This window comes from Streptomyces sp. NPDC090499 (genome assembly GCF_044769305.1).
GTDB lineage: Bacteria > Actinomycetota > Actinomycetes > Streptomycetales > Streptomycetaceae > Streptomyces.
In genome coordinates this window covers 25,347-48,056 of the sequence record NZ_JBIVXP010000009.1, presented here as the reverse complement: position 1 = coordinate 48,056, position 22,710 = coordinate 25,347, and the positions used below count along the sequence as shown (strand labels likewise).

Genomic DNA, 22,710 nt, shown 5'->3' with positions numbered 1-22,710 from the left:
GGCGCCCGCGGGGTTCACGGGTGCCGGCGCAGCCGCGGGGTGAAGGCGGCGTGGAAGAGCGTCGAGGCGGCGCCGACGGCGGCCGCCTCGTGGATGCTCACGGAACGTTCGACATGGACCCGGCGCAGCCGGCGGGCGGTCGGGAAGTCGTTGACGGCCCGTTCGATCTCGGTGAGGTAGATGTCGGCCGCGGGGCCGGTGCAGAACGGTCCGCCGACCACGACGAGGCCGACGTCGAGCAGGTCGATCAGGGCCAGGGCGCCCCTGCCGATCGCCCGGGCCGCCTCGCGGACCGTCGGCGGGTCCTTCGGCACCTGGCCGGCCGCGCCCGCGCGAGGACCGTCGGCGCGGGTGAGCACATGGCGTGCCGGGTTGCACTCGGGCAGCACCTCGGGCCGGCCCGAGGGCTCGACGCGGCCCAGCGTGACCGCGCACAGCTGCCCGAACTCCCCCGCGTTGGCGGTGAGTCCGCGGTAGATGTCGCCGTTGAGGATCAGGCCCGCGCCCACACCCGTGCCGAGATAGAGGTAGACGAAGTCGCGGGCGCGGCTCTCGCGGCCGATCCAGCGCTCGCCGACGGCGGCCGCGGTGGAGTCCTTCTCCACCAGGATCGGGCAGGAGAAGCGCTGTTCGAGGAGGCTGCGCAGCGGGACGTCCTTGAGGACGCCCATCAGCGGCGGGTCCAGGACCGTTCCGGAGACGGTGTCGACCGGGCCGGGCACCACCACCCCGAGCCCGAGGAAGCTGTTCTCGCGCACCGCCTGCCCGGTGTTGGCGAGGACGGCCTCGCCGAGGGCGGCGATCTGCGCGACGACCGCACCGGGGCGCGGTTCGGGGGTGATCTTCTCGACCCGGCGGGCCACGATGCGGCCGGAGAGGTCGACGAGGACCGCGGTGAGCACCTCGGGGTCGATGTGGATGCCGAGGGCGTGCGCGGCGTCGTCGCGCAGCCGGACCAGGCCGCGCGGCTTGCCGACGGTCGAGTGCTGCCGGCGTTCCTCGACGAGCAGGCCGCGGTCCAGCAGCGAGCGGGCGATGCGCGAGACGGACTGCTGGGTCAGCCGGGTGCGGTCGGCTATCTCGCCGCGGGTGATCGACCCGGCCAGCCGCACCGTCTCGATCACCACGCACTCGTTGAACGAGCCGAGGTCGATCTGGTTGGCGCCACCGCTGCCGGCCGGTGCGGCCGCGCGCAGCGGCCCGGCCGCACCGGGCGGGCTCTCCCCGGGCGCGGCCGGCAGCGGCTCGCGGATCCAGCGCACCGGTGCGGGGCCGTCCAGGTCCGCCGCCAGGTCCAGCAGGACACGGGCCGAGGAGGAAGGGTGCCGGGAGGCGTCCAGGGCGAGTACGGCGCGCAGGAAGGAGACCGGGCCCGTCCGCTCGGGTGGCTGGTGGAGGGTCACCCGGGCCCGCCGGCAGAGCTCGTCGAGCCCGGCCGCGGCCGGGCCGCGCAGGACGACCAGGTGGAGGTCGGCGCGGGGGTGGGAGCGGCGGGCGGCGGCGAGGAAGACGCTCACCGCCTGGTCGGGTTCGGCGGCCGGGCGGCCCTGCGGGCGGGAGGGACCGGCCGCAGCGGCGGGGGCCGGACCGCGGGAGTCGTCGGGAGCTGCGTGGTCGTGCGGGTCCAGGGCGTGGGTGAACGCCGCGGTCACGGCTGCCAGCGCGTCGGTGGGGGGCCTGACCACGGGGCCGGCGGCGGGACGGCCGGGGACGGGCTGGCGCAGGGCGAGCAGTACCAGGGTGCGGCCGGTGTCGTGGTGGACGCCGGCCACCCACACCTCGCCGTCGGCGAGGGCGGGGGTCAGCGGGGGCAGCGGGGCCCGGTCCGCCTGGCCCAGGTGCCAGCGGCGGCGGGCGGCGGCGACCGCGGTGTGCGAGCAGCCGAGCAGCCGTCCCACGCTGCGGGAGGAGCGCCGGTCCGGTGGGGCCAGCAGGGTCTCGGTGACCACGTCGCCCTCGTCGACGACCCCGGGGCGGCCCGACTGCGGGCGGCCCGCGAGCCCGGCGGTCCCCTCGGCGGCGTAGCGCTGCCGCCAGGTGGCCACGGTCTGCCGGGAGACGCCGAGGCTGCGGGCGATCTCGGAGTTGTGCCGGCCGAGGGCGGCCTGCAGGACGATCGAGGCGCGCAGGGCACGTGGCCCGGGGCCGGCCGCCCACCGGCGGAGGACGTCGAGTTCGGCTTCCGCCGGTGGCCGGGATGGCGCGTCAGGCACCGGCGCCGCCCCGGGTGCGGCGGGGTATGCCGAGCGGGACCGGGACACGGAGCCTGCCGGGGACCGGCAGCGGGCTGGGTCGCACCGTGACGGCCCCCCTTCCTTGTGGCCTTTCCGGCCTTTCCGGCCTCTCTGGTGATTCCGGTGATTCCGGTGATTCCGGATGCTCCGGGCCGGTCCGGAGGGAGGCATCGTATCCGTGGATGGAATCGCTGGTCAGCGCCCATGCGCCGGGGATTTCCGGAGAGGGGCCGGTGGCGTCGTGCACGGTGGTTCTCCTTCGGGGAGGCAGGCCGGTGGGCCGGCCTCAGTTCCCGGCAGTGGTGAGCGAGACGCTGTGGATGTACAGCGGCCTCGCCGGGTCGGTGGCCGCGAGCCGGAGGTCGGCCTGGAGGTTCTGGGCCTCGTCGAACTGCGCGCCGGTGAGGGTGAGCGTGGCGGTCTGCCAGCTGCCGGTTCCGTCGCCGGTGACCGTCGGCCCGTTGTGGTAGGCGTCGGCCGGGGTGTCGTACTGGACGGTGAAGCCCTGCCCGGCCTCGGACCAGTAGGTGACCTGGACGGTGAGGGTGGCCGCGCGGGCCACCGCGCTGCCCGGGTCGAGCTGGAGGTAGGCGTTGGCGCTGCCGACTCCGGTGCGGTCGGTGGCCCAGGTCTCGTAGGCGCTCTGTCCGCCGAGGGTGACGGTGTCCAGGTTGCCGTCCGCGCCCTGGCCGGTGGCGCCGACGTTCTGGAAGACGGCGCCCGACGACCCGTCGTTGCTGCCCGCGGTGGCGCCCACGGTCGTGGCGCCGCCGGAGGTGGTGGAGCAGGAGCCGGGTACGGGGGTGCCGGCCGGTGCCGGGCCGGGGACCAGTTTCCATTCGGTGAGCGAGGCCGTGCCCAGGCCGAGCGGGACGCATGCGCCGCCGTCGCTCTGCGCCACCTGCGGCAGTGCCCTGCCGGTCGCCGCGTCCACCGCGTGGTAGCGGCCGGCCTTCAGATTCAGCCCGGCGGGCCGCAGGACGACGGCGCCGTCGTACGAGAAGTAGGGGCTGATCTCGGCCAGTACCAGCTGGGAGCTGCGGTGGTCGGCGGCGGTGGTGGTGGGCACCACCTGCAGGGCGTGCGCGCTGCTCAGCTCGGCGTACGCCGGAGCGTACCGGGCGAGCTGGTCGCCACTGCTCAGCACGGTCCCACCGGCCTTCTGATAGGCCGTCACGTTGGCGTCGGTGCCGTTCAGCGGCAGCACCGCGCGGAACGTGGACAGGTGCGCCGCGTGGTTCTTCACCTCGTCGCTGGTGACCACGGTGAACCCGCTCTGGTGGCGCGACCACAGGGCGGTGAGCTGGTTCTCGACGGCGTTGAGACTGCCGCCGCCGGCGTTCCCCCAGGCCTTGGAGTAGTCGAAGTAGACCGCGACCGGGGCTTGCGGGTAGGTGCCGGACAGGCCCTGCAGGGTGGGCAGCGCGCCGGTGTAGATCGGGTAGGCGATGACGTCCTTGGAGGTGCCGTCGTGGATGAAGAAGTCCTCGCCGCCGCCGTAGGGGAAGCCCATGCCGTAGTTGGAGATCCACTGGACGGCCTGGGCCGGCATCTCGGCCTCGGTGGGCGCCGTCCACTCCTGGGCGAGCCGGACGTGGTAGCCGCGGGCCAGGCTGCCGAAGGTGAGGGTGAGGCCGGGTGACTGGGCGGCGTCCTCGATGACCGTGAGGCCGTACTTCCGGGCCAGTCGGAAGAAGACGTCGGGCAGGTTGCCGATGTCCGGGGCGTTCGAGATGTGCCCGCCGAAGTAGTAGTAGAGCGGGCCGCGGGAGACCTTGCGGACGGCGGCGGTCAGCCGGTCGTAGGTGTCCTGGACGCTCCACTGCCGGAAGTTCTGGTACACGCCGGCCAGCGGCTGACCGGGGGTGGCCGCGGGCACCTCGGCGAAGGAGCCGTAGGCGGTGCCGTTGGCCGCGTTGAAGCGGGCGACGGTGCCGTAGGTGTGCGGCAGCCAGTGGTCGTGGAAGTACGCGATGTCGGCCGGTGCCCAGCCGCCGTTGCCGTCGTTGCTCCACTGGGCGTCCAGGCGGCCGTAGTCGAGGATCGAGCCGCCGTAGCCGGGGGTGCCGGTGAGGTGCTCGACGGTGGTGGTGACGTAGTCGAAGTAGGCCTGCTGTTCGCCGGTGTCCCACCAGGCGGGGGCGATGCCGGTGCCACCGCTGCCGGTGACCTCCCTGCTGGTGATCCACGAGGCGGGACTGCCGCCCCAGCCGGCCTGCCAGAAGATCGGCACGATGCGGATGCCGGCGGCCTCGGCGTTGGCGAGTTCGGTGTCGAGCTCGGTGAAGTCGAAGGTGCCCTCGGCGGGTTCGATCTGGTTCCAGGGCATGTTGATCTCGACGCTGTTCATCCCCTTGGCCTTGACGGCCTCGAACTGGGCCGTGGACCAGGGGGTGCCGTGGTCGTCGAACTGCAGCTGGGTCGCCCACAGGGTGGACGGCCCGCTCCGCGCGGTGGTGGCCGCGGCCGGGGTCGCCGCACCGGCCGGTACGACCGGGCCGGCGGTGGCGACGACCGCCGCCGCGGCGGCGAGGAGTGGAACCGTTCTGCGTCTCGCGGACTTCGACGTGCGCAGCATCGGCTGAACCCTTCCGGGTGAGTTGAGCGGGGATACGGACCGGCGGTGCTTCTCCAGGGCCTCCCGTCGGCGCGGCAGCATTATGGAAAACCATGAGTGTTACCAAGACAACAGCTCGGCCGAAGAACCTGCCCAAGATTTCAATTCAGCGGCATTCACCTGCGCATATGTCACCACCGATGCGCGAATACCGATGTTTCCACCAGTCTTTTGTAAGAGAAATCTCTTGTCATCCGTCAGAATTCTCCCTGCGCATCGCCTTGACGCACCGCGCGCTCAGCCACATGCTTCGGATCAATCTCCGGGACTCCCGTCGGCCGTTTCCCGTACCTCCTACCGAGGAGCGACATGGCCGACAGAAGCCGTTACCTCACCACCCCCTGGCCCCGCGTCCTGACCGCTGCCGCCGCCGGTGCGCTGGCCGCCGCCGGGCTCTCCGCGTGCAGCAGCGACAGCGGCGGCTCGTCCGAGAACACCCTGGTCGTCGCCGAGTGGACCAACGCCGCCGCGGTGGCGCAGACCGAGAAGATCAACGCCGCCTTCGAGAAGGCGCACCCGGGCGTCAAGGTCAAGCTGCAGACCGCACCGACCGCCGCCAACGCCTGGCCGACGCTGCAGAACTCGCTGCTGGCCTCGAAGAACGTCGACGTCCTGGCCCAGTTCCCGCCCACCCCGGCGGCGTTCCCGCCGGAGCAGACGGACATCAAGGTCAACGGCACCGCCGCGCTGATCGCCAACAACCAGTTCATGGACCTGAGCAAGCAGCCGTTCATGAAGCGCTTCGACCTCACCGCGCAGAAGTACGCGATGGGCTACAAGGACGGCGTCTACGGCGTGATGACCGCCGAGTACGTCAACAACACCGGCCTCTGGTACAAGAAGGACCTGCTCGACAAGTACGGCCTCCAGGTGCCGACCACGTACGGCGAGTTCGTCTCCGACCTCAAGCTGCTGAAGTCCAAGGGCCTGAGCCCCGTCTACGTGGCCGGCAAGGACGGCTACCAGAACATCATCTGGGCCGGGATCATCAACCAGCTGATGATGCAGGACAAGCCGGCCACCGAAGCGCAGTCCGTCTACCAGCAGCGCGCCCAGGACTTCTGGGACGGAAAGGCCAACTGGGACGACCCGCTGTACCAGGACGCCGCCCGGCGCTACGAGGAGATCATGTCGTACATCGAGCCCAACGCGGCGGGCGTGCCCGCGCAGACCGCGCCGGGGGTGTGGGCGTCCAACACCGACGACTACCCCTTCTTCGTGGACGGCTCCTACGACGGCAACACCATCGCGCAGGCCAACCCGGACCTGGACTTCGGCTTCTTCGCCGTCCCCGGTACCGACAACGCCGCCTGGAACCGGCCGGCGCTCGCCCCCGACCTGTCGTGGTCCGTGCCGGTGTGGGCGAAGCACAAGAAGCTGGCCCTGGAGTACCTGGACTTCTTCACCCAGCAGACCAACTACGCGGCCTGGGTGAAGGCCACCGGCTCGATCTCCACCGAGCCCGACGTGCCGACCCCGTCGCTGTCCTGGACCGACTGGCTGACCGCCAACGCCGCGAAGGGCTACCCGAACTCCACCCAGCCGTGGATTCCGACCACCGGGTCCTCGACCTACGCGGGCGGGCCGAAGCTCCAGGACGTGCAGCCCTTCGGGAACAAGTCCATGACCACGGCGCTCTCCGAGTCGGCCAAGGCGTACTCCGCCAGCGTCAAGCACTAGGAGCGCACCGTGTCCACCTGCCCCTTCGGCACCCGGCGGACCAGGCGCTGGATCCCCTGGCTGTCCATCTCGGTGCCCACCCTCGGCTGGCTGGTGTTCGGCCTGTACCCGTCGCTGGCCACCGTCTACTACTCGCTCACCCAGTACTCGGGGCTGCCCGGCACCCCCATCAACTTCTGCGGCCTGTGCAACTACCGCAACGAGTTCACCGGTTCCTGGCCCGACCTGTCGGACAGCCTCGTGGTGACCGTGAAGTACGTCGCCGGAGTAACGATCCTTCAGATCGTGGTCGGCCTGGGACTGGCACTGGTGCTCCAGCGCCGGCGGACGGGCTACGGCCTGTACCGGGCCCTGATCTTCATGCCGCAGATCTTCTCCGTGACCATCGTGGCGGTGCTCTTCTCGCTGCTGCTGGATCCCAACAACGGTCCGACGGAGAAGGCGTACCACTCGCTGTTCGGCGGCGCCAACGCCTTCCTCGGCAACCCCGACTGGGCGATCTGGCTGATCGTGCTGATCAACGTCTGGATGTTCTCCGGCTACACCATGCTCGTCTACATCGCCGGGCTGCGCCGTATCCCGCCCGAGCTCTACGAGGCGGCTTCGCTGGACGGAGCCGGGCGGTGGAAGACGTTCTGGAAGATCACCTGGCCGATGCTGGCCCCGGCGACCACCGTGAACGTCTTCCTCACCGCCATGGGCAGCATCGGCGAGTACGCGCTGGTCCTGGTGCTCACCGACGGCAACTACGGCACCAGGACCCTGGGGATGTACATGTTCGACACGGCCTTCGGGCAGAACTCCGACCTCGGCCGCGGCTCGATGCTGGCCATGCTCCAGTTCGCCTTCACCCTGGTCGTCGGCGGCGGCCTGCTGTGGGGACTGCGCAGGCGGGAGGTGTCGCTGTGAGCCTGCTGACCGCGCGCCTCCAACGGCGCTCCGATCCCCCGGCGCCCGCCAGGCCCGCCCCGTCCGACCGTCGCCGCCTGGCCCTGCGCGGACTGCGACTGACCGGGACGCAGCTGTTCTGCTTCGTGGTCTCCGCCGGGTTGTTCGCCCTGCCGCTGGTCTATCTGCTGCTGCAGGCGTTCAAGCCGTACCAGTCGTTCCTGAAGGACCCGACGGGGATGCCGGACACCTGGACGCTGAGCAACTTCAGCGACGCGTGGACGCAGGGCAACTTCGGCACCGAGATGGTCAACTCGCTGGTCTACGCGGTGGTCCCGGACGTCATCACCCTGGTCCTGGGGGTGTTCCTGGCCTTCCCGATCTCGCGCGGCTGGTTCCGGCGCTCCAACGCGCTGTACGGCTTCTTCGTCTTCTCCGGCTTCCTGCCCGTCGGCCTGATCCCGCTGTTCGTGGAGGCCAAGGCGCTCGGGCTGTACGACAGCCGGCTGGGGTTCCTGGTCCTCACCTCGCTCGCCGGCGCCGGATTCTTCTTCTTCGTGGGCTACATCAAGTCCATCCCGCGGGAGCTGGACGAGGCGGCGGCGCTGGACGGCTGCGGGTATGTCCGGTTCATCTTCCAGATCGTCATGCCGCAGATGAAACCGGCCCTGGCGACCTTCGGGGTCTTCGGCTTCGTGGCGTCCTGGAACAACCTGATCCTGCCGCTGATCATGCTGAACGATCCGGGACTGTGGCCGGTGACCCGCGGGCTGTACGGGTTCTTCGGTGAGCACACCTCGCAGTGGCCGCTCATCGCGGCGGCCACCGTGATCGTGGCGGCCCCGATCCTGGTCGTCTTCGCCCTGCTCCAGCGCCATCTGGTGGAGGGCGTGGCGGGCGGCGCGGCGACCGGCTCGGCGGGCGTCGGCACGACGGCGACGGCCGCGGTCGCCGCGGAGGAGTAGGAAGACGCGGGCGGCATGGCGAGGGGGGCCGCCGGTTCCGGCGGCCCCCCTCTTCCGTTTCCGTTGCTGGGGCTCTTGCGTCGCGGTTGCGGGCTACGGGGCTTCCAGCGCCCCGTCCGGCCGCCGCACCTGGGCGGACCAGCGCTCGTGGAGGAACTTCACCGGAGGGAACCGCCCGGCGGCCTTCTCGTCGAGGGTGATGCCCCAGCCGGGCTCCTCGGAGGGGCGCAGATGGCCGTCGGCCACCACCGGCGTGCCCGGGAAGACCTCGTGGGTGGCCTCGTTGTACTCGTGCGACTCCTGGAAGCCGAAGGCCGGCGAGGAGATGTCGACCGCCAGGTTGGCCGCCACCCCGACCGGCGAGATGTCGCCCGGGGAGTGGAAGGCCGTGCGCACGCCCAGGAGTTCGCAGAGGGCGACGAGCTTACGGGTCGGAGTCAGCCCGCCCACCGAGGAGGTGTGCAGCCGCAGCAGGTCCACTGCGCCGTCCCGGACCAGCCGGACCGCGTCCGGCACCGAGCCGAGCTGTTCGCCGACCGCGACGGGTACCGGGGAGGCGGCGCGGACCGCGGGCAGGTGGTCGTAGAACTCGGGGGCGACGACGTCCTCCAGGAAGGACAGCCCGTACGGTTCCAGCGCCCGCGCCAGCACCACGGCCTGCTTGGGCGTCAGCCGGCTGTGCACGTCGTGCATGAGGTTGACGCCGTCGCCCAGCCGGCCGCGGGCGGCGGCGAACAGGGCCGGGGTGGAGCGCAGGTAGCGCTCGGGGTCCCAGCCGTCGGGGTGCGGTGAGCGCGGGTAGCCGCCGCCGGTGCCGGGGGCGCCGTACGCGCCGAGGCCGGGCTGGCCGGTCTGCAGCCGGACGTTGCGGTAGCCGGCCTCGATCAGCTGCTCGGCGCGGTCGAGGGTCTCCCCTATGGTGGGGCCGGCCGCGTGCGAGTAGACCTCGACGGCGGCCCGGCAGCGTCCGCCGAGGAGTTCGTGCACGGGCAGCCCGGCGCGCTTGCCCGCGATGTCCCACAGGGCCTGGTCGAGCCCCGACAGCGCGTTGTTGAGGACCGGGCCGTTGCGCCAGTACGAGGAGTAGTGGACGAGCCGCGTGATGTCCTCGATGTCGGCCGGGTGGCGGCCCACGGCGAGCGGCCCGACGTGCTCGTCCACGGCGGCGGCCACGGCGGCGTAGCGCTGGGTGAAGGTGGCGCACCCCAGTCCGTACAGGCCGTCGTCGCTGGTGTCGACGCGGACGACGATCAGCGGGGTGCCCTCGGGGGCGGTTACGACGGCACGGACCCGGGTGATCCGCAGGCCGTCGCGGTGGGTCCAGGGCGGCCGGGCCTCGGGCAGTCCGCCGTCCGGGCCGAGGAGGCGGTCGGGGTCGCAGCCTCGGTCGGGATCGAAGGAACGGCCGGGGTCGAGGGGGCGGTCGGGACCGAGGGGGCGCTCGGGGTCGAGGGGGCGGTCGGCGTCGGTGCGTTCGGACATGCCGGAGTGCGGCGGGATGCTGGGCACTCTCGTCCTTCCGTCGGGCAGTGGGATTCATCCGGCGGAGCGGGATCCGGCGGACGGCTACGTGAGGGCGGTGCCACCGACGATCCGCAGGTGGGCGGCGGTCGGGGGGCGGGTGGTCACGGTGACCGGGAGCACCGTCACCTCTGGGGCGGGGGCCGTCGACCGGCCGGCCGCCCGCTCGGTGACCCGGCGGTGCAGCAGGCGCATCGCGGTGTCGCCGATCTCCCGGGAGGGCAGCGAGACCGCGGCCACGGTGAGCGGGAGTACGTCGAAGGGGCCCGCGTCGTCCATGCCGGCCAGCTCGACGTCTTCCGGGACCTCGTAGCCGAGCGCGGCCAGGTCGTGCGCGGCGGCGGCCAGCACATAGCCGTTGGAGCAGAGCAGGACGTCCGGCGGGCTGTCCCCGCCGAGCAGCGCGGCCAGCCGGGCGCGGCGCTGATCGGGCGGGAGGTCGCGGTAGCGGCGCAGCACCGTGAGGTCGGGCCGGATCGGCAGCCCGGCCTGCCGCAGCGCCCCGACATGGCCGGCGAGCCGGTCGCGGACGCTGCTGGTGTCGGTCTCGTCCCACAGGGTGGCGATGGTGCGGTGCCCGGCGGCGATCAGAGCCTTCGTCAGCTCCCGTCCGACGGCCGTGTTGTCGGCGACGACGGCGTCGTGGGCCAGGTCGGGACGGTAGCGGTCCGCCATCACCAGCGGCACGCCGGCGCGCTCGACCTCCGTCCAGCCCTCGTGGCCGCCCGTGCCCTCCGCAGGGTAGACGACGATGCCGCTCACCCCGTCCCGGACGGCGTCCAGGAGGGCGCGGCTCTCGCGCTCCGGGTCACCCTCGCAGTGCCGCAGGTAGAGCCGGTAGCCGAGTTCGGCACAGGCTGCCTCGACGCCGGCCAGGAGCTGGGAGACGTGCGGGCCCTGGAACTGCAGGATGCAGGCGATGGCGCGGTCGGCGCTCCCGCCGCCGCGGCGCACTCCCCGGCCGGGCTGCTCGGCGACGAAGGTGCCGAGACCGCGACGGCGCACCACCCAGCCCTCGGCGGCGAGTTCGTTCAGCGCGCGCACCGCGGTGGCATGGCTGACACCGAACCGCTCGCAGATCTCCCGCTGGGTCACGAAGGGCACGCCCGGCGAGTACTCACCGGAGGCGATGGCCTCCAGGAGCGTGCGCTTGACCTGCGCGTAGAGCGGGGGGCGAGGTGTGTCGTCGGCCGCGCCGCCTCCGGGTCTGCCGCCGTCCACGATCGGCCTCCTGAGGCTGGCTGGGATCTCGGTGGGGATCTCGGTGCGCGCCAATTTAGCATGTCAATCTCGCGCCCCGACCGACTAGTAGCCGTTCATGACAGCTCATTCACGAGTATTGACATGCTAATTGGCCGGTTCCTAAGGTCTCGATCGTCCGGCGTCACGCTCGCCTGCCATCGGAAAGGGCACATCCGACGTGAAAGTCCTGGTCACCGGTGCGGCAGGGATGCTCGGGCGTGAAGTCGTCCGGCAACTCGCCGACAGCGGCGCGCAGGTGCGCGCACACGACCGCGTCCGGCCGGACGGGCTCGTGGCCGACGAGACCCTGCTGGGTGATCTGCGCGAGCCCGCGTCGATCGGGCCGCTGGTCGACGGCGTGGACGCGGTGGTGCACGCCGCGGCCCTGCCCGCGCCCACCATGGGCACCCCGGACGAGGTGTTCACCATCAACGTGGAGGGCACCTGGCGGGTGCTCGACGCGGCGGCCCGGGCGGGAGTGCGCCGGCTGGTGTACGTCTCCAGCCTCTCCGCGCTGGGCCTCGCCTGGTCCCGGACGGACCGGTCGCCCGCCGCGATCCCGGTCACCGAGGAGCACCCCTGTCTCGCCGAGGACGTCTACGGACTCTCCAAGCGTATCGGCGAGTTGATCGCCGAGACGACGGCCCGGAAGTACGCGGGCGACGGGATGAGCGTGCTCAGCCTGCGTTTCCCGTTCATCGGCAGCGGTGCACGGCTGCGTCGGCACCTCGACCGGGTGCACCGGGATCCCGGCCACGACCGCCTCGGTCTGTGGGCCTGGCTGCACACGGCGGACGCGGCCCGGGCGGTCCTCGCCGCCCTCGACCGCGCCCCGGCCGGCCACCACCTCGTCAACGTCACCGCCCCCGACACCACCTCGCTCCGGCCCACCCGCGACCTCCTGCACCGCTACCACCCCGACACCCCCGTGACCGAGGTCCCCGAGGGCTTCGGCACCCCCTACTCCCTGAGCCGCAGTCGCGAGTTGCTCGGCTTCACGGCCGAGGAGCGGTGGCGGCAACTGCCCGACTCAGAAGGGACCAGCACGCCATGACCGAGCAACCCGGGACGACACCCAAACACGCCCTGGTGGTACGCGGCGGCTGGGACGGCCATGTGCCGGTCCCGGCCGGCGACCGCTGTGCCGCCGCACTCAAGGAGGACGGATACGCCGTCACCGTCTCCGACACCCTGGACAGCTACCTCGACGCCGGGCTGCTGGCCGGCACCGATCTGATCGTGCAGTGCTGGACGATGGGCTCGATCACCGGCGAGCAGTCGGCCGGCCTCGCGGCCGCCGTCCGGGCGGGCACCGGGCTTGCCGGATGGCACGGCGGCATCGTGGACGCCTTCCGCTCGGACACCCGGTACCAGCTCATGACGGGCGGCCAGTTCGTCCACCATCCGCGCCGGTTCAGCACGTACGAGGTCCGGCCGCGGCCGGAGCACGCCGGGCACCCGGTCCTGGCCGGGATCGAGCCGTTCACCGTCACCACCGAGCAGTACTACCTCCACATGGACCCGGCCGCGGAGGTCCTCGCCGACTCCGTGTACGAGCCGGACCCGGACCACCCCGAACTCGACGCAACCGTGGTCCCGGTCGTCTGGACCCGCCGCTGGGGCGCGGGCCGGGTCTTCGTCATCACGATCGGACACAACCTCGCCGACCTCGACGTTCCCGAGGTCGACACCATGCTGAAGAGGGGCATGCGATGGGCGACCCGCTGAACAACCGTGACAACCCGCTGCGGATCGGTCTGGTGGGCGCCGGCCAGATCAGCGGCGCGTACCTCAGGACCTTTCCCCGGCTGGAGAACCTGCGGCTCACCGCCGTCGCCGACCTCGACCTGGAGCGCGCCAAGGCGGCCGCGGCCGACGTCCCCGGCGCCCGGGCGCTGGCACTGCCCGAGCTCTGCGCGGCCGACGACGTCGACCTGGTCCTCAACCTCACCGTCCCGGCCGCCCATGCCGAGGTCGCCCACGCGGCGATCGCCGCCGGCAAGCACGTCTACGGGGAGAAGCCGCTGGCCGCCACCACGGCCGAGGCACGCGCCGTGCTGGACGCGGCCGAACGGGCGGGGGTGCGGGTCGGCTGCGCCCCGGACACCGTCCTCGGCACGGGCGTCCAGACCGCCCGGGCCGCCCTGGACGCCGGGGACATCGGCGCGCCGGTCGCGGCCACCGCGTTCATGACCACGCCCGGCCACGAACGCTGGCACCCGGCGCCGGAGTTCTACTACCGGCCGGGCGGCGGCCCGCTGCTCGACATGGGCCCCTACTACCTCACCGCCCTGGTCACCCTCCTCGGCCCGGTACGCCGGGTCACCGGCTTCTCCTCCACCGTCCGCTCCACCCGGACCATCGGCAGCGGCCCGCGCGCCGGAACGGACTTCCCCGTCGAGGTTGCCACCCATGTCACCGGCGTGCTGGAGCACGCGAACGGCACGCTGTCCACGCTGGTGATGAGCTTCGAGGTGTGGGCCGCCCAGCTGCCCCGGATCGAGGTCTACGGCACCGCGGGCTCGCTGTCCGTGCCCGATCCCAACGGCTTCGACGGCCAGGTACGGCTCTTCCGCGCCGAGGGCGACGGCTGGGAGGACCTTCCCGTCCGCGGCGGATACACCGGCGCCTCCCGCGGCTACGGCGTCTCCGACCTGGCCCGCGCCCTGTCCGCAGGCACCCCGCACCGCGCGTCCGGGCAACTCGCCCAGCACGTCCTGGACGTGATGGAGTCGCTCCTCGCCGCCGGCCAGAGCGGCCACGCGGTACGGATCACCAGCGACTGCGAGCGCCCGGCGGCCGTCCCCGCGGGCGCCCGGCCCGAGGAGGCCTGACCGCATGGCCGGGACACTGCGGGTCGGGATGGTCGGCTACGCCTTCATGGGTGCCGCGCACGCCCATGCCTGGCGTACCGCGCCGTGCTTCTTCGAGCTGCCGCTGCGGCCCGAGCTGACCGCCGTGTGCGGGCGCTCCCCCGCGGAGTTGCGGGCCGCCGCCGACCGCCAGGGCTGGGCGGGCACCGAGACGGACTGGAAACGGCTGGTCGCGCGGGACGACATCGACCTGATCGACATCTGCACCCCCGGCGACAGCCACGCCGAGATCGCCCTGGCCGCGCTGGCCGCCGGGAAGCACGTCCTGTGCGAGAAGCCGCTGGCGAACACACTCGCCGAGGCGGAGGCGATGACCGCGGCGGCACGGCAGGCCCGCGCCGCGCACGGGGCGCGGGCGGCGGTCGGCTTCAACTACCGCCGCGTTCCGGCGATCTCGCTGGCCCGGCAGCTCGTGGCCGAGGGCCGGCTGGGCCGGATCCGGCATGTGCGCGCGCAGTACCTCCAGGACTGGCTGGTGGACCCCGAGGCGCCGCTGACCTGGCGGTTGCGCGCCGAGCGGGCGGGCAGCGGCTCGCTGGGCGACCTGGGCGCGCACGCCGTCGACCTGGCCCAGTTCCTCACCGGTGAGCCGATCACGGGCGTGAGCGCGGTGCTGGAGACCTTCGTCGCCGAACGCCCGGACCCGGCGGGTGGCCGCCGGCCGGTCACCGTCGACGACGCCGCCGCCTTCACCGCCCGCTTCGGCGGCGGCGCGCTCGGCGTCTTCGAGGCCACCCGCTTCGCCACCGGCCGCAAGAACGCCCTGCGGATCGAGGTGGACGGCGAGCTCGGGGCGCTCGTGTTCGACCTCGAATCGCTCAACGAACTCGGCTTCCACGACCGCACCGAGAGCAGCCGCACGGCGGGCTTCCGCCGCGTCCTGGCCACCGAGCCCGAGCATCCGTACGCCGCCGCCTGGTGGCCGGCCGGCCACGTGCTCGGCTATGAACACACCTTCACGCACCAGGTCAAGGACCTGGTGGAGGCGATCGCGGCCGGGGCCGACCCGACCCCGTCGTTCGCCGAGGGCCTGCGCGTCCAGCGCGTCCTGGACGCCGTCGCCGCCAGCGCCCGCACCGCCAGCGTCTGGACGGCCGTGACCGACTGAGGCACACCACCACCCGACCACTGCGGAACAGGAGCCACCATGCCACGACCCGTCACCCTGTTCACCGGCCAGTTCGCCGACCTGCCGCTGGAGGAGATCTGCCGGCTGGCCGCCGACTGGGGCTACGACGGTCTCGAACTCGCCACCTGGGGCGGTCACTTCGAGGTCGACCGCGCGCTGCGAGAGGCCGGCTACCTGCCGGGGCTGCGCGCCCTGCTGGACAAGTACGGCCTGCAGGTCTGGACCGTCTCCTGCCACCTCACCGGGCAGGCCGTCTGCGACCACCCCATCGACGAGCGCCATCAGGCGATCCTGCCGGACCGGATCTGGGGCGACGGCGAGGCGGAGGGAGTACGCCGGCGGGCCGCCGCGGAGATCAAGGACACCGCGCGGGCCGCGGCCGCCTTCGGCGTGAAGACCGTGGTCGGCTTCACCGGTTCCTCGATCTGGCACACCGTCGCCATGTTCCCGCCCGTCCCCGCGGAGATGATCGAGCGCGGCTACACCGACTTCGCCGAGCGCTGGAACCCGATCCTGGACGTCTTCGACGCCGAGGGGGTCCGCTTCGCGCACGAGGTGCACCCCTCGGAGATCGCCTACGACTACTGGACCACCGTGCGCACCCTGGAGGCCATCGGCCACCGCCCGGCGTTCGGCCTGAACTTCGACCCCTCGCACTTCGTCTGGCAGGATCTGGACCCGGTCGGCTTCCTGTACGACTTCCGGGAGCGGATCTACCACGTCGACTGCAAGGACGCGGTACGCCGACTGGACGGCCGCAACGGCCGCCTGGGCTCCCAGCTGCCCTGGGGCGACCCGCGGCGCGGCTGGGACTTCGTCTCCACCGGCCACGGTGACGTGCCCTGGGAGGCCTGCTTCCGGATGCTCAACTCGATCGGATACCCGGGACCGATCTCCGTGGAGTGGGAGGACGCCGGCATGGACCGGCTCGCCGGCGCGCCCGACGCGCTGGCCCGGGTCCGGGAGCTCACCCGGATCGAACCGGCCGCCGGCTCCTTCGACTCGGCGTTCAGCCGGAACTCCTGACGCACCGCGGTCAGCCGCGCTCCGGCGGTGCCCCCAGCCGGTGCAGCCGGAGCGCGAGCTGGATCTCCAGGGCGCGGGCCGGACTCTGCCAGTCGTCGCCGAGGAGGCGGGCCACCCGCTCCAGCCGCTGGGCCACCGTGTTCACGTGGACGTGGAGCTCGTCCTTCGTGCGGGCCGGGCTCATCCCGCAGGCGAAGTAGGCGTCGAGGGTGCGCAGCAGTTCCGTGCCGCGCCGCCTGTCGTAGGCGACGACCGGGCCGATGGTGCGGGTGACGAAAGCGGCGACGTCCCGTTCCCCGGCGAGCAGCAGGCCGAGGAAGCCGAAGTCCTCGGCGGCGGCGCCGTCGCCGCCCCGGCCGAGGAGGTTCAGCGCGTCCAGGCAGCGGCGGCCCTCGGCGTAGGCGGCGGCCACGGTGTCGGGGCGGGTGGCGAGGTCGGTGACGGGGGCGGAGGCGCCGACGGTCACCGGCCGGCGGACGGCGGTGCCGAGGTGCCGGGCGGTGCGGCGGGCCACGTCGGCGGCGGTGTCGCCGGGGTCGAGGGGCAGCAGCAGGACGGTGCCGCCGTCGCGGGCGGCGGCCAGGCCGTGCCGGGTGCCGGCGAGGTGGGAGGCGGCCGACCACAGCCGGCGGCGCGCGGCCGCCGCCTCCTCGGCGTCCGCCACCGGGCTTTCCGGGCGGGCGGCGAGCACGACGTGGGTGGCGTCGAGGTCGGCGTGCAACCGGGCTGCGCGGTCCCGCAGTTGGCGCGGTTCGCGGTCGCGGGCGTCGAGGAGGTCGTCAAGCAGCTCGCCGCGCACCCGCTGTTCGGCCTCGGCGGCGGAGCGGCGGGCCAGCAGGAGCAGTGAGGTGACCATCGCGGCGCGCTCCAGGGTGCGCTGGTCGACGGGGTCGAGGCCGGGACGGCCGCGCAGCACCAGCGCGCCGAGGAGTTCACCGCCCGCGGCGACTGCGGCGATCCAGTCGCCGCCGTGCCGTACCGCGTGCCCCTCCGTGCGCGACGTCTCCAGCGACCGGGGGTCGGCGGTGCCGGTGAACTCGACCGTGCCGCCGAGGACCTGGGAGACGGCGGCGGCCAGGTCCTGGACCTGGCCGCCGCGCAGCACGAGTTCGGCGAGCCGGTCGTGGATGTCCGAGGCACGCTCGATGACCGCGCTGTGGTCCTTGATGATCTCGTTGGCCCGTTCCAGTCCGGCCATGGCCGACCGGGTCTCGGTGAGCAGGTTCGCCGTGTCGATGGCGGCCGCGGCGAGCGCGGCGAAGGAGCCGAGCAGCGCGATCTGCTCCCGTTCGAAGACGCGGGCCCGCCGGTCCGCCGCGAACAGCACCCCGATGACCTGCGGCCCGAGCATGAGCGGTACGCCGAGGATGGCGACCAGCCCCTCGTCGCGCACTCCGGCGTCGATGGGGAGCGTGTGCTGGAAGCGGTCGTCCTTGAAGTAGTCGTCGGTGACGTACGGCCGCGCGGTCTGTGCGACGAGTCCGCCGAGCCCCTCCCCCAGGCCCAGCCGCAGCTGCTGGAAGCGGGCGGCGACCGAGCCCTCGGTCACCCGCATGTAGGTGTCGCCGCGGGCCGGGTCGTTCAGGCTCAGGTAGGCGACGTCGGTGCCGAGCAGGGCGCGGGCGCGCTGGACGATGGCCTGGAGCACGGCGTCCACGTCCCGCAGTCCCGCCAGGTCGTGCGCGGTCTCGAACAGGGCGGACAGCTCGGCCTCGCGTCGGCGTCTGCCCTCCAGCTCGGTGCGCACCCGCAGCGCGAGGAGCTTGGCCCGCTCCAGGGCGGCGATCCGCTCCGGCGGCCGGTTCTCGGCGCGGGCGAGCAGCACCGGCTGCTCGTACGCCTCCGCCGAGGCGCCCCTGGCCAGTAGTTCGAGGTACGCCGGTTCGGCATCCCGGGGCGCTTCGCCGCCCGGGTCGAGGACACCGGCCGCCTGGGCCGGGGCCGGGGCCGGCCGCCGGGCGGACTGCACGTGATCGCGAGACATGCTCCCAGGATTCCGCATCGTCGCTCCGGGCCGTCGGGCCTGTGGAAAACTCGCCCGGCCGATGCGTTCCGCTCCCTCAGTGGGCCGTCCAGCCGCCGTCGAGCACCAGCGAGGTGCCGGTGACGAAGGATGCCTGGGGGCCGCAGAGATAGGCCACGGCCTCGGCGACCTCCTCCGGTTCGGCGAGCCGCTTGACGGCGCTGTCGGTCAGGAGGACCTCGGACAGCACCCGCTCCTCGGGGATGCCGTGCGCCCGTGCCTGGTCGGCGAGCTGCTTCTCGACCAGCGGGGTGCGCACATAGCCCGGGTTCACACAGTTGGAGGTCACCCCATGGGGCCCGCCCTCCAGGGCGGCCGTCTTCGACAGACCCTCCAGACCGTGTTTGGCGGCCACATAGGCGGACTTGTAGGGGGAGGCGCGCAGCCCGTGGACGGAGGACACGTTCACGATCCGCCCCCAGCCCTGCCCGTACATGTGCGGCAGCGCGCCCCTGATGAGCCGGAACGGCGCCTCCAGCATCACGGTCAGTACGGTGTGGAAGACGTCCGGCGGGAACTCCTCGATGGGGCGGACCAGCTGGATGCCCGCGTTGTTGACGAGGACGTCGGTGCCGGCCGCCGCGCGTTCGGCCGCATCCAGGTCGGTGAGGTCGAGGACGTACGGTTCGACGGCCCCGCCGCCCGCCGGGTCCAGGTCGCGCCCGGCCGAGTCCGCCAGCGCGGCCAGTCCCGGCTCGTCCCGGTCGACGGCTCTGACCCGGGCGCCGGCGGCCGCGAGACGCAGGGCGCAGGCGCGGCCGATGCCCCCGGCGGCACCCGTGACGAGAGCGGTGCGACCGCGCAGGTCCGGGACGGGTACGGGGCCGGGGACGGCGGTGGAGCGGGGGGTGGGCGAACTCATGGGTCGACCCTAGGTGGCGGCCCCCCGCTCCCACATGGCGTCAACACACATACTTCAGCTGAAAGCCGTAGCGTCGAACCATGTCGGTGCATCCGACATGGCCTGCTTGATCCGGAACACCCCGAACTCGTTCAGCTCCGGCAGGGCGTCCACGTCGAACCAGGCCACCTCCAGCGACTCGTCGTCGTTCACGCGCACCTCGCCGCCGACGGCCCGGCAGCGGAAGGTGATGTCCATGTACTGGCAGACGTCGCCGTTCGGGTAGGTGACGGGGTTCAGCGCCTGGACGAGGACCACCCGCTCGGCGACACAGCGCACCGCCGTCTCCTCGAAGACCTCCCGCACGGCACAGGCCGCAGGCTGCTCCCCCGGCTCCGGAATACCGCCGATGACCGACCACTTGCGGGTGTCGGTACGGCGGCCGAGCAGCACTCTGCCCGCGTCGTCGAAGACGATGGCGGTGATCCCGGGCAGCCAGAGGAGCTGCTGCCCGGCGGCGGCCCGGATCGTGCGGATGAAGTCAGGAGTAGCCATGAGCCGACCCTAACGGCCCGGTTCCGCGCACCCGGCCGAAGCCACGGGGCGTACAGCGGGTGTACGGCTACGCGTCACCGGCGCGCCGGCCGCGCATCCCGGCCCCGATCGCCCAGCCGACTCCGCCCGCCGCGACCAGCACCAACGCGATCTCGGGGAGGATGCCCAGCCTGGTCGCGGGCGTCTCGGAGGTGCGCAGCGGCACCTTCTGCACCAGGTAGGCGGGCACGAACATGCCGGTCTTCTGGGTGATCTTCCCGTCCGGCATGATGACCGCGCTGACGCCGCTGGTCACCGGCACGGTGACGGTCCGGCTGTGCTCGACCGCGCGGATCCGGGACATGGCGAGCTGCTGGTAGGTCATCTCGCTGCGGTCGAAGGTGGCGTTGTTGCTGGGCACGGAGATCATCTCCGCGCCGTGCGTGACGGTGTCCCGCACGTCCCAGTCGAAGGCGGCCTCGTAGCAGGTGGCGAGGCCGACCTTGGTGCCGTCGATGTCGAACACACCGGGCTTGGTGCCCCGGCTGAAGTCCTGGCGGACCATGCTGGTCCAGTCCTTGTTGATCGCGCCGACCAGTCCGCGCAGCGGGAGGTACTCGCCGAAGGGCTGGATCTGCCGCTTGTCGTACGTCGAGGTCGGGCCCTTGACCGGGTCCCACAGGATCTGCTCGTTGAGCAGTTTGCCGCCCCGCTCGACGACCCCGCCGACCGAGATGGGCACGCCCATCGCCTTGGCGGCCCCGTCGATCACGGCGGCCGCGTCGGCGTCGGAGAACGGGTCGACGTCGGAGGAGTTCTCCGGCCACAGCACGAAGTCCGGCTTGGCGGCCTTGCCAGCCTTGACGTCGGCGGCCAGCTTGAGCGTCTCCTTCACGTGGTAGTCCAGCACGGCCTGCCGCTGCGACGCGAAGTCCAGGCCGGCCCGCGGCACGTTGCCCTGGATGACGGCAACGGTGACCGAACCGTCCTCGGCCTTGTCGCTCACCAGGCCCCGCGCCGCGACCGCGCCCACCACGGGCACGGCCACGCTCAGCAGGGCCACGGCCGCCGCCCCGCGCCGGACCTCACGGGTGCGCCGGCCCTCGACGGCCAGCCGCCCCGCCTCGTACAGACCGAACCCGCACAGGACGACCGCGAAACCCAGCACCGGGGTGCCTCCCACCGCGGCCAGCGGCAGGAAGACCCCGTCCGCCTGACCGAAGGCGATCTTGCCCCAGGGGAAGCCGCGGAAGGGGACACGCGCGCGTGCCGCCTCGCCCGCGATCCATATGGCGGCCGCCCACACGGGCCAGGCCGGCAGCTTGGAGACCGCGGCCACCCCCACCCCCACCAGCGCGATGAAGATCGCCTCGATGGCCACCAGCGCGAGCCACGGCCCGGGGCCGACCTCGACACCGGTCCACACCAGCAGGGGCAGCAGGAAGCCGAGCCCGAAGACATAGCCGAGGCCGAGAGCCGCCTTCCAGGAGCGGCCGCGCAGCACCCACGCGAATCCGGCGAACGCGGGCAGGGCCAGCCACCACAGGGTGCGCGGCGGGAAGCTGACGTACAGCAGCACTCCGCTGAGCGCGGAGGCGGCGGCCGGGGCCAGGCGGCGGAGCAGCCGGAGCGCGCGGGCGCGGGGCGCGGGACGCGGCGTGAGCTGGTCCGACTGGTCCACGGAAGTTGCGGTGACGGTCACTCCGGGAGTGTACGGCGGTTGACCTTGCGGTCGACAGCACGGTCCTGGCGGGCAGGAATCACACCGTTCCCGCGCAAGTCATCCACAAAGCGGGCATCACCGGTTACGGTGTGCCGAGGCGGGCGGCGGGGCCCGCCGCAGGTCGGGGGACCGGGGTACGGGGGGGGGCGACGGTGGGGTCGACCGGGACGACGTCCGCTGTCGGCATGGATGCGGACAACGACAGACGAAACGTTTCTGACGCGGTGGGCGTCGTGGTGCTCGGGGCGTGCGCCGCATGGCCGCTGATCTCGGCGGCCGGCCGGGACGGACGGCCCGAGGGCGTACTGCTGGCGGTGCTCGCGGTGGCCGCCGGTTATGCCGCGGGCCGGATGTCCGGGGCGCTGCTGCCGGTGGCCGCGCCGGGTGCGGGCGCGCTGGCCGGGCTGGCGTTCGCGGTGGCGATGCCCCGGATGGCGCAGGGGCCCCAGCTCACGGCCCCGCTCGGCCAGGCCGGCGCCGTCGCGGCGCTGCTGGCACTCGCGTCCGGCGGCGCGTGCTGCGCCGCGTGGGCGACGCCGGTTCCGGCCCTGCGGTTCGGGCTGCGGGCGCTGGCCGCCGGGATCGCGGTGACCGGGGCGGCCGTGGGCTCGGCGGCCGGCTGCGCGGCCAGTGCCGTCGTCCTGCTGTGCTCCCTCGCCGCCGGCCGGATGCGGCGACGGGGTCCGGCCGTCGCCGGGCTGGCACTGGCGGCCGCGCTGGTGACGGGCATGGTCTGGGCGCTCGCCGCGGACGTCCTGCCGACGGGCCTCGCCTCCGCTCTGGAGGGTCCGCTCACGGAGCACCGCGTGCAGCTCTGGCGGGACGCCCTGGGGCTCGCGCACCGGAACAGCGCCATGGGCGTCGGCCCCGGGCGTTTCGGTGAGCTGAGCGGCACCGCGGGCGGGTCCCTGCCGCCGGACGGCAAGCCGCACTCCGCGCCGCTGCAGTTGGCCGCCGAGCAGGGCCTGGTCGGCGTCCTGCTGCTGGCCACCGCGTTCTGCTGGATCCTCTACGCCCTGTGGCGGTCCCCCCGCTCGACCCCGGTCGCCCTCACGGCGGGCGCGGCACTCACCGCGCTGGCCGTGATCGCCGCGGTCGGCAACGCGCTGAGCTTCACCACGGTGTCGGTGGGCGCGGGCCTGCTGGCGGGTCTGGCGACGGCACGGCCCTGGGTGGCGGGTGCGCAGGGAAGTTGAGCCGTACGACTGCGCGGGTGAGCCGTACGACCGTGCGGGTGAGCCGTACGACCGTGCGGGTGAGCCGTGCGACCGGGGAGGAGCCGTGCGACTGCGCCGGCCTGCGGTGTCGCCCGGCACCAGGTGCGACCGTAGGGGTGTGCGACCCAGCCGCATGCGGCCACGCCACACATGGTCCAACCACACATGGCCCAGCCACATGTGGTCCGGCCCTGTGG

17 protein-coding genes are annotated in these 22,710 nt (G+C 73.0%); 9 read left to right on the top strand and 8 right to left on the bottom strand.

The features are described 5' to 3' along the window. Positions 1 to 14: 14 nt before the first annotated feature. Together ACIQVL_RS29790 and ACIQVL_RS29785 are read right to left on the bottom strand one after the other, a co-directional pair. Positions 15 to 2,213, bottom strand: coding sequence for an ROK family protein (locus tag ACIQVL_RS29790; protein ID WP_403476860.1), 2,199 nt, complete (start codon positions 2,211 to 2,213; stop codon positions 15 to 17). Between the two features lie 307 nt (positions 2,214 to 2,520). Beyond that, positions 2,521 to 4,812 carry a beta-galactosidase gene (locus ACIQVL_RS29785; protein WP_403476859.1) on the bottom strand — a complete coding sequence of 764 codons (2,292 nt, stop codon included), beginning with the start codon at positions 4,810 to 4,812 and terminating at the stop codon, positions 2,521 to 2,523. A 348-nt stretch (positions 4,813 to 5,160) separates the two neighbouring features. Here ACIQVL_RS29785 and ACIQVL_RS29780 point away from each other — a divergent pair, with 348 nt between their 5' ends. Genes ACIQVL_RS29780 through ACIQVL_RS29770 form a run of 3 tightly spaced genes read left to right on the top strand, consistent with a single transcriptional unit; the run spans position 5,161 to position 8,384 of the window. Then, positions 5,161 to 6,531, top strand: coding sequence for an ABC transporter substrate-binding protein (locus ACIQVL_RS29780; RefSeq protein WP_403476858.1), 1,371 nt, complete (start codon positions 5,161 to 5,163; stop codon positions 6,529 to 6,531). 9 nt (positions 6,532 to 6,540) lie between these two features. Beyond that, a complete protein-coding gene (locus ACIQVL_RS29775) occupies positions 6,541 to 7,440 on the top strand; it encodes a carbohydrate ABC transporter permease (RefSeq protein ID WP_403436442.1) in 900 nt (299 codons plus the stop codon). Continuing rightward, a complete protein-coding gene (locus ACIQVL_RS29770; RefSeq protein ID WP_403436441.1) occupies positions 7,437 to 8,384 on the top strand; it encodes a carbohydrate ABC transporter permease in 948 nt (315 codons plus the stop codon). Before ACIQVL_RS29775 ends, ACIQVL_RS29770 begins: the two co-directional genes overlap by 4 nt. Before the next feature lie 93 nt (positions 8,385 to 8,477). Here ACIQVL_RS29770 and ACIQVL_RS29765 read toward each other — a convergent pair whose 3' ends face one another. Both ACIQVL_RS29765 and ACIQVL_RS29760 read right to left on the bottom strand, forming a co-directional pair. Beyond that, the gene (locus ACIQVL_RS29765; protein WP_403476857.1) at positions 8,478 to 9,893 is read right to left on the bottom strand and encodes an enolase C-terminal domain-like protein; all 1,416 of its coding nucleotides are present in this window, start codon (positions 9,891 to 9,893) and stop codon (positions 8,478 to 8,480) included. Positions 9,894 to 9,950: 57 nt separating this feature from the next. Continuing rightward, on the bottom strand, positions 9,951 to 11,126 hold the full coding sequence (locus tag ACIQVL_RS29760; protein WP_403476856.1) for a LacI family DNA-binding transcriptional regulator: 1,176 nt from the start codon (positions 11,124 to 11,126) through the stop codon (positions 9,951 to 9,953). 199 nt (positions 11,127 to 11,325) lie between these two features. Between ACIQVL_RS29760 and ACIQVL_RS29755 the strand changes: the two genes are divergently transcribed. The 5 genes from ACIQVL_RS29755 to ACIQVL_RS29735 are packed head-to-tail and all read left to right on the top strand — an operon-like array spanning position 11,326 to position 16,175. Further along, positions 11,326 to 12,201, top strand: a complete 876-nt coding sequence (locus tag ACIQVL_RS29755; RefSeq protein ID WP_403436435.1) for an NAD-dependent epimerase/dehydratase family protein — start codon at positions 11,326 to 11,328, stop codon at positions 12,199 to 12,201. After that, positions 12,198 to 12,875, top strand: coding sequence for a ThuA domain-containing protein (locus tag ACIQVL_RS29750; protein ID WP_403436434.1), 678 nt, complete (start codon positions 12,198 to 12,200; stop codon positions 12,873 to 12,875). Before ACIQVL_RS29755 ends, ACIQVL_RS29750 begins: the two co-directional genes overlap by 4 nt. Next, positions 12,860 to 13,981 carry a Gfo/Idh/MocA family protein gene (locus ACIQVL_RS29745; RefSeq protein ID WP_403476855.1) on the top strand — a complete coding sequence of 374 codons (1,122 nt, stop codon included), beginning with the start codon at positions 12,860 to 12,862 and terminating at the stop codon, positions 13,979 to 13,981. Before ACIQVL_RS29750 ends, ACIQVL_RS29745 begins: the two co-directional genes overlap by 16 nt. 4 nt (positions 13,982 to 13,985) lie before the next feature. Further along, a complete protein-coding gene (locus ACIQVL_RS29740) occupies positions 13,986 to 15,128 on the top strand; it encodes a Gfo/Idh/MocA family protein (protein ID WP_403476854.1) in 1,143 nt (380 codons plus the stop codon). 39 nt (positions 15,129 to 15,167) lie between these two features. Further along, on the top strand, positions 15,168 to 16,175 hold the full coding sequence (locus ACIQVL_RS29735) for a sugar phosphate isomerase/epimerase family protein (RefSeq protein WP_403436428.1): 1,008 nt from the start codon (positions 15,168 to 15,170) through the stop codon (positions 16,173 to 16,175). Between the two features lie 10 nt (positions 16,176 to 16,185). On the opposite strand, the gene ACIQVL_RS29730 is transcribed toward ACIQVL_RS29735, so the two are convergent. From ACIQVL_RS29730 to lnt, 4 genes are all read right to left on the bottom strand, one after another. Continuing rightward, the gene (locus tag ACIQVL_RS29730) at positions 16,186 to 18,159 is read right to left on the bottom strand and encodes a helix-turn-helix domain-containing protein (RefSeq protein ID WP_403476853.1); all 1,974 of its coding nucleotides are present in this window, start codon (positions 18,157 to 18,159) and stop codon (positions 16,186 to 16,188) included. Between the two features lie 76 nt (positions 18,160 to 18,235). Next, positions 18,236 to 19,060 carry a 3-hydroxybutyrate dehydrogenase gene (locus ACIQVL_RS29725; protein ID WP_403476852.1) on the bottom strand — a complete coding sequence of 275 codons (825 nt, stop codon included), beginning with the start codon at positions 19,058 to 19,060 and terminating at the stop codon, positions 18,236 to 18,238. A gap of 54 nt (positions 19,061 to 19,114) precedes the next feature. Next, entirely contained in the window at positions 19,115 to 19,594 is a 480-nt protein-coding gene (locus tag ACIQVL_RS29720; RefSeq protein WP_403476851.1) for an NUDIX hydrolase, read from the bottom strand. Between the two features lie 67 nt (positions 19,595 to 19,661). Continuing rightward, positions 19,662 to 21,275 (bottom strand): apolipoprotein N-acyltransferase, encoded by a 1,614-nt coding sequence (gene lnt / locus ACIQVL_RS29715; RefSeq protein ID WP_403476850.1) that lies wholly within the window; start codon positions 21,273 to 21,275, stop codon positions 19,662 to 19,664. A 206-nt stretch (positions 21,276 to 21,481) separates the two neighbouring features. Here lnt and ACIQVL_RS29710 point away from each other — a divergent pair, with 206 nt between their 5' ends. Next, positions 21,482 to 22,492 carry an O-antigen ligase family protein gene (locus tag ACIQVL_RS29710; RefSeq protein WP_403436419.1) on the top strand — a complete coding sequence of 337 codons (1,011 nt, stop codon included), beginning with the start codon at positions 21,482 to 21,484 and terminating at the stop codon, positions 22,490 to 22,492. The last annotated feature ends 218 nt before the right edge of the window (positions 22,493 to 22,710 follow it).

Excerpts from the sequence above, each read along its gene's own strand:
- ACIQVL_RS29785 (WP_403476859.1), bottom strand. The coding sequence starts at position 4,812 with ATGCTGCGCACGTCGAAGTCCGCGAGACGCAGAACGGTTCCACTCCTC.
- ACIQVL_RS29780 (WP_403476858.1), top strand. The coding sequence starts at position 5,161 with ATGGCCGACAGAAGCCGTTACCTCACCACCCCCTGGCCCCGCGTCCTG.
- ACIQVL_RS29750 (WP_403436434.1), top strand. The coding sequence starts at position 12,198 with ATGACCGAGCAACCCGGGACGACACCCAAACACGCCCTGGTGGTACGC.
- ACIQVL_RS29745 (WP_403476855.1), top strand. The coding sequence starts at position 12,860 with ATGGGCGACCCGCTGAACAACCGTGACAACCCGCTGCGGATCGGTCTG.
- ACIQVL_RS29740 (WP_403476854.1), top strand. The coding sequence starts at position 13,986 with ATGGCCGGGACACTGCGGGTCGGGATGGTCGGCTACGCCTTCATGGGT.
- ACIQVL_RS29735 (WP_403436428.1), top strand. The coding sequence starts at position 15,168 with ATGCCACGACCCGTCACCCTGTTCACCGGCCAGTTCGCCGACCTGCCG.
- ACIQVL_RS29730 (WP_403476853.1), bottom strand. The coding sequence starts at position 18,159 with ATGTCTCGCGATCACGTGCAGTCCGCCCGGCGGCCGGCCCCGGCCCCG.
- ACIQVL_RS29725 (WP_403476852.1), bottom strand. The coding sequence starts at position 19,060 with ATGAGTTCGCCCACCCCCCGCTCCACCGCCGTCCCCGGCCCCGTACCC.
- ACIQVL_RS29720 (WP_403476851.1), bottom strand. The coding sequence starts at position 19,594 with ATGGCTACTCCTGACTTCATCCGCACGATCCGGGCCGCCGCCGGGCAG.
- ACIQVL_RS29710 (WP_403436419.1), top strand. The coding sequence starts at position 21,482 with ATGGATGCGGACAACGACAGACGAAACGTTTCTGACGCGGTGGGCGTC.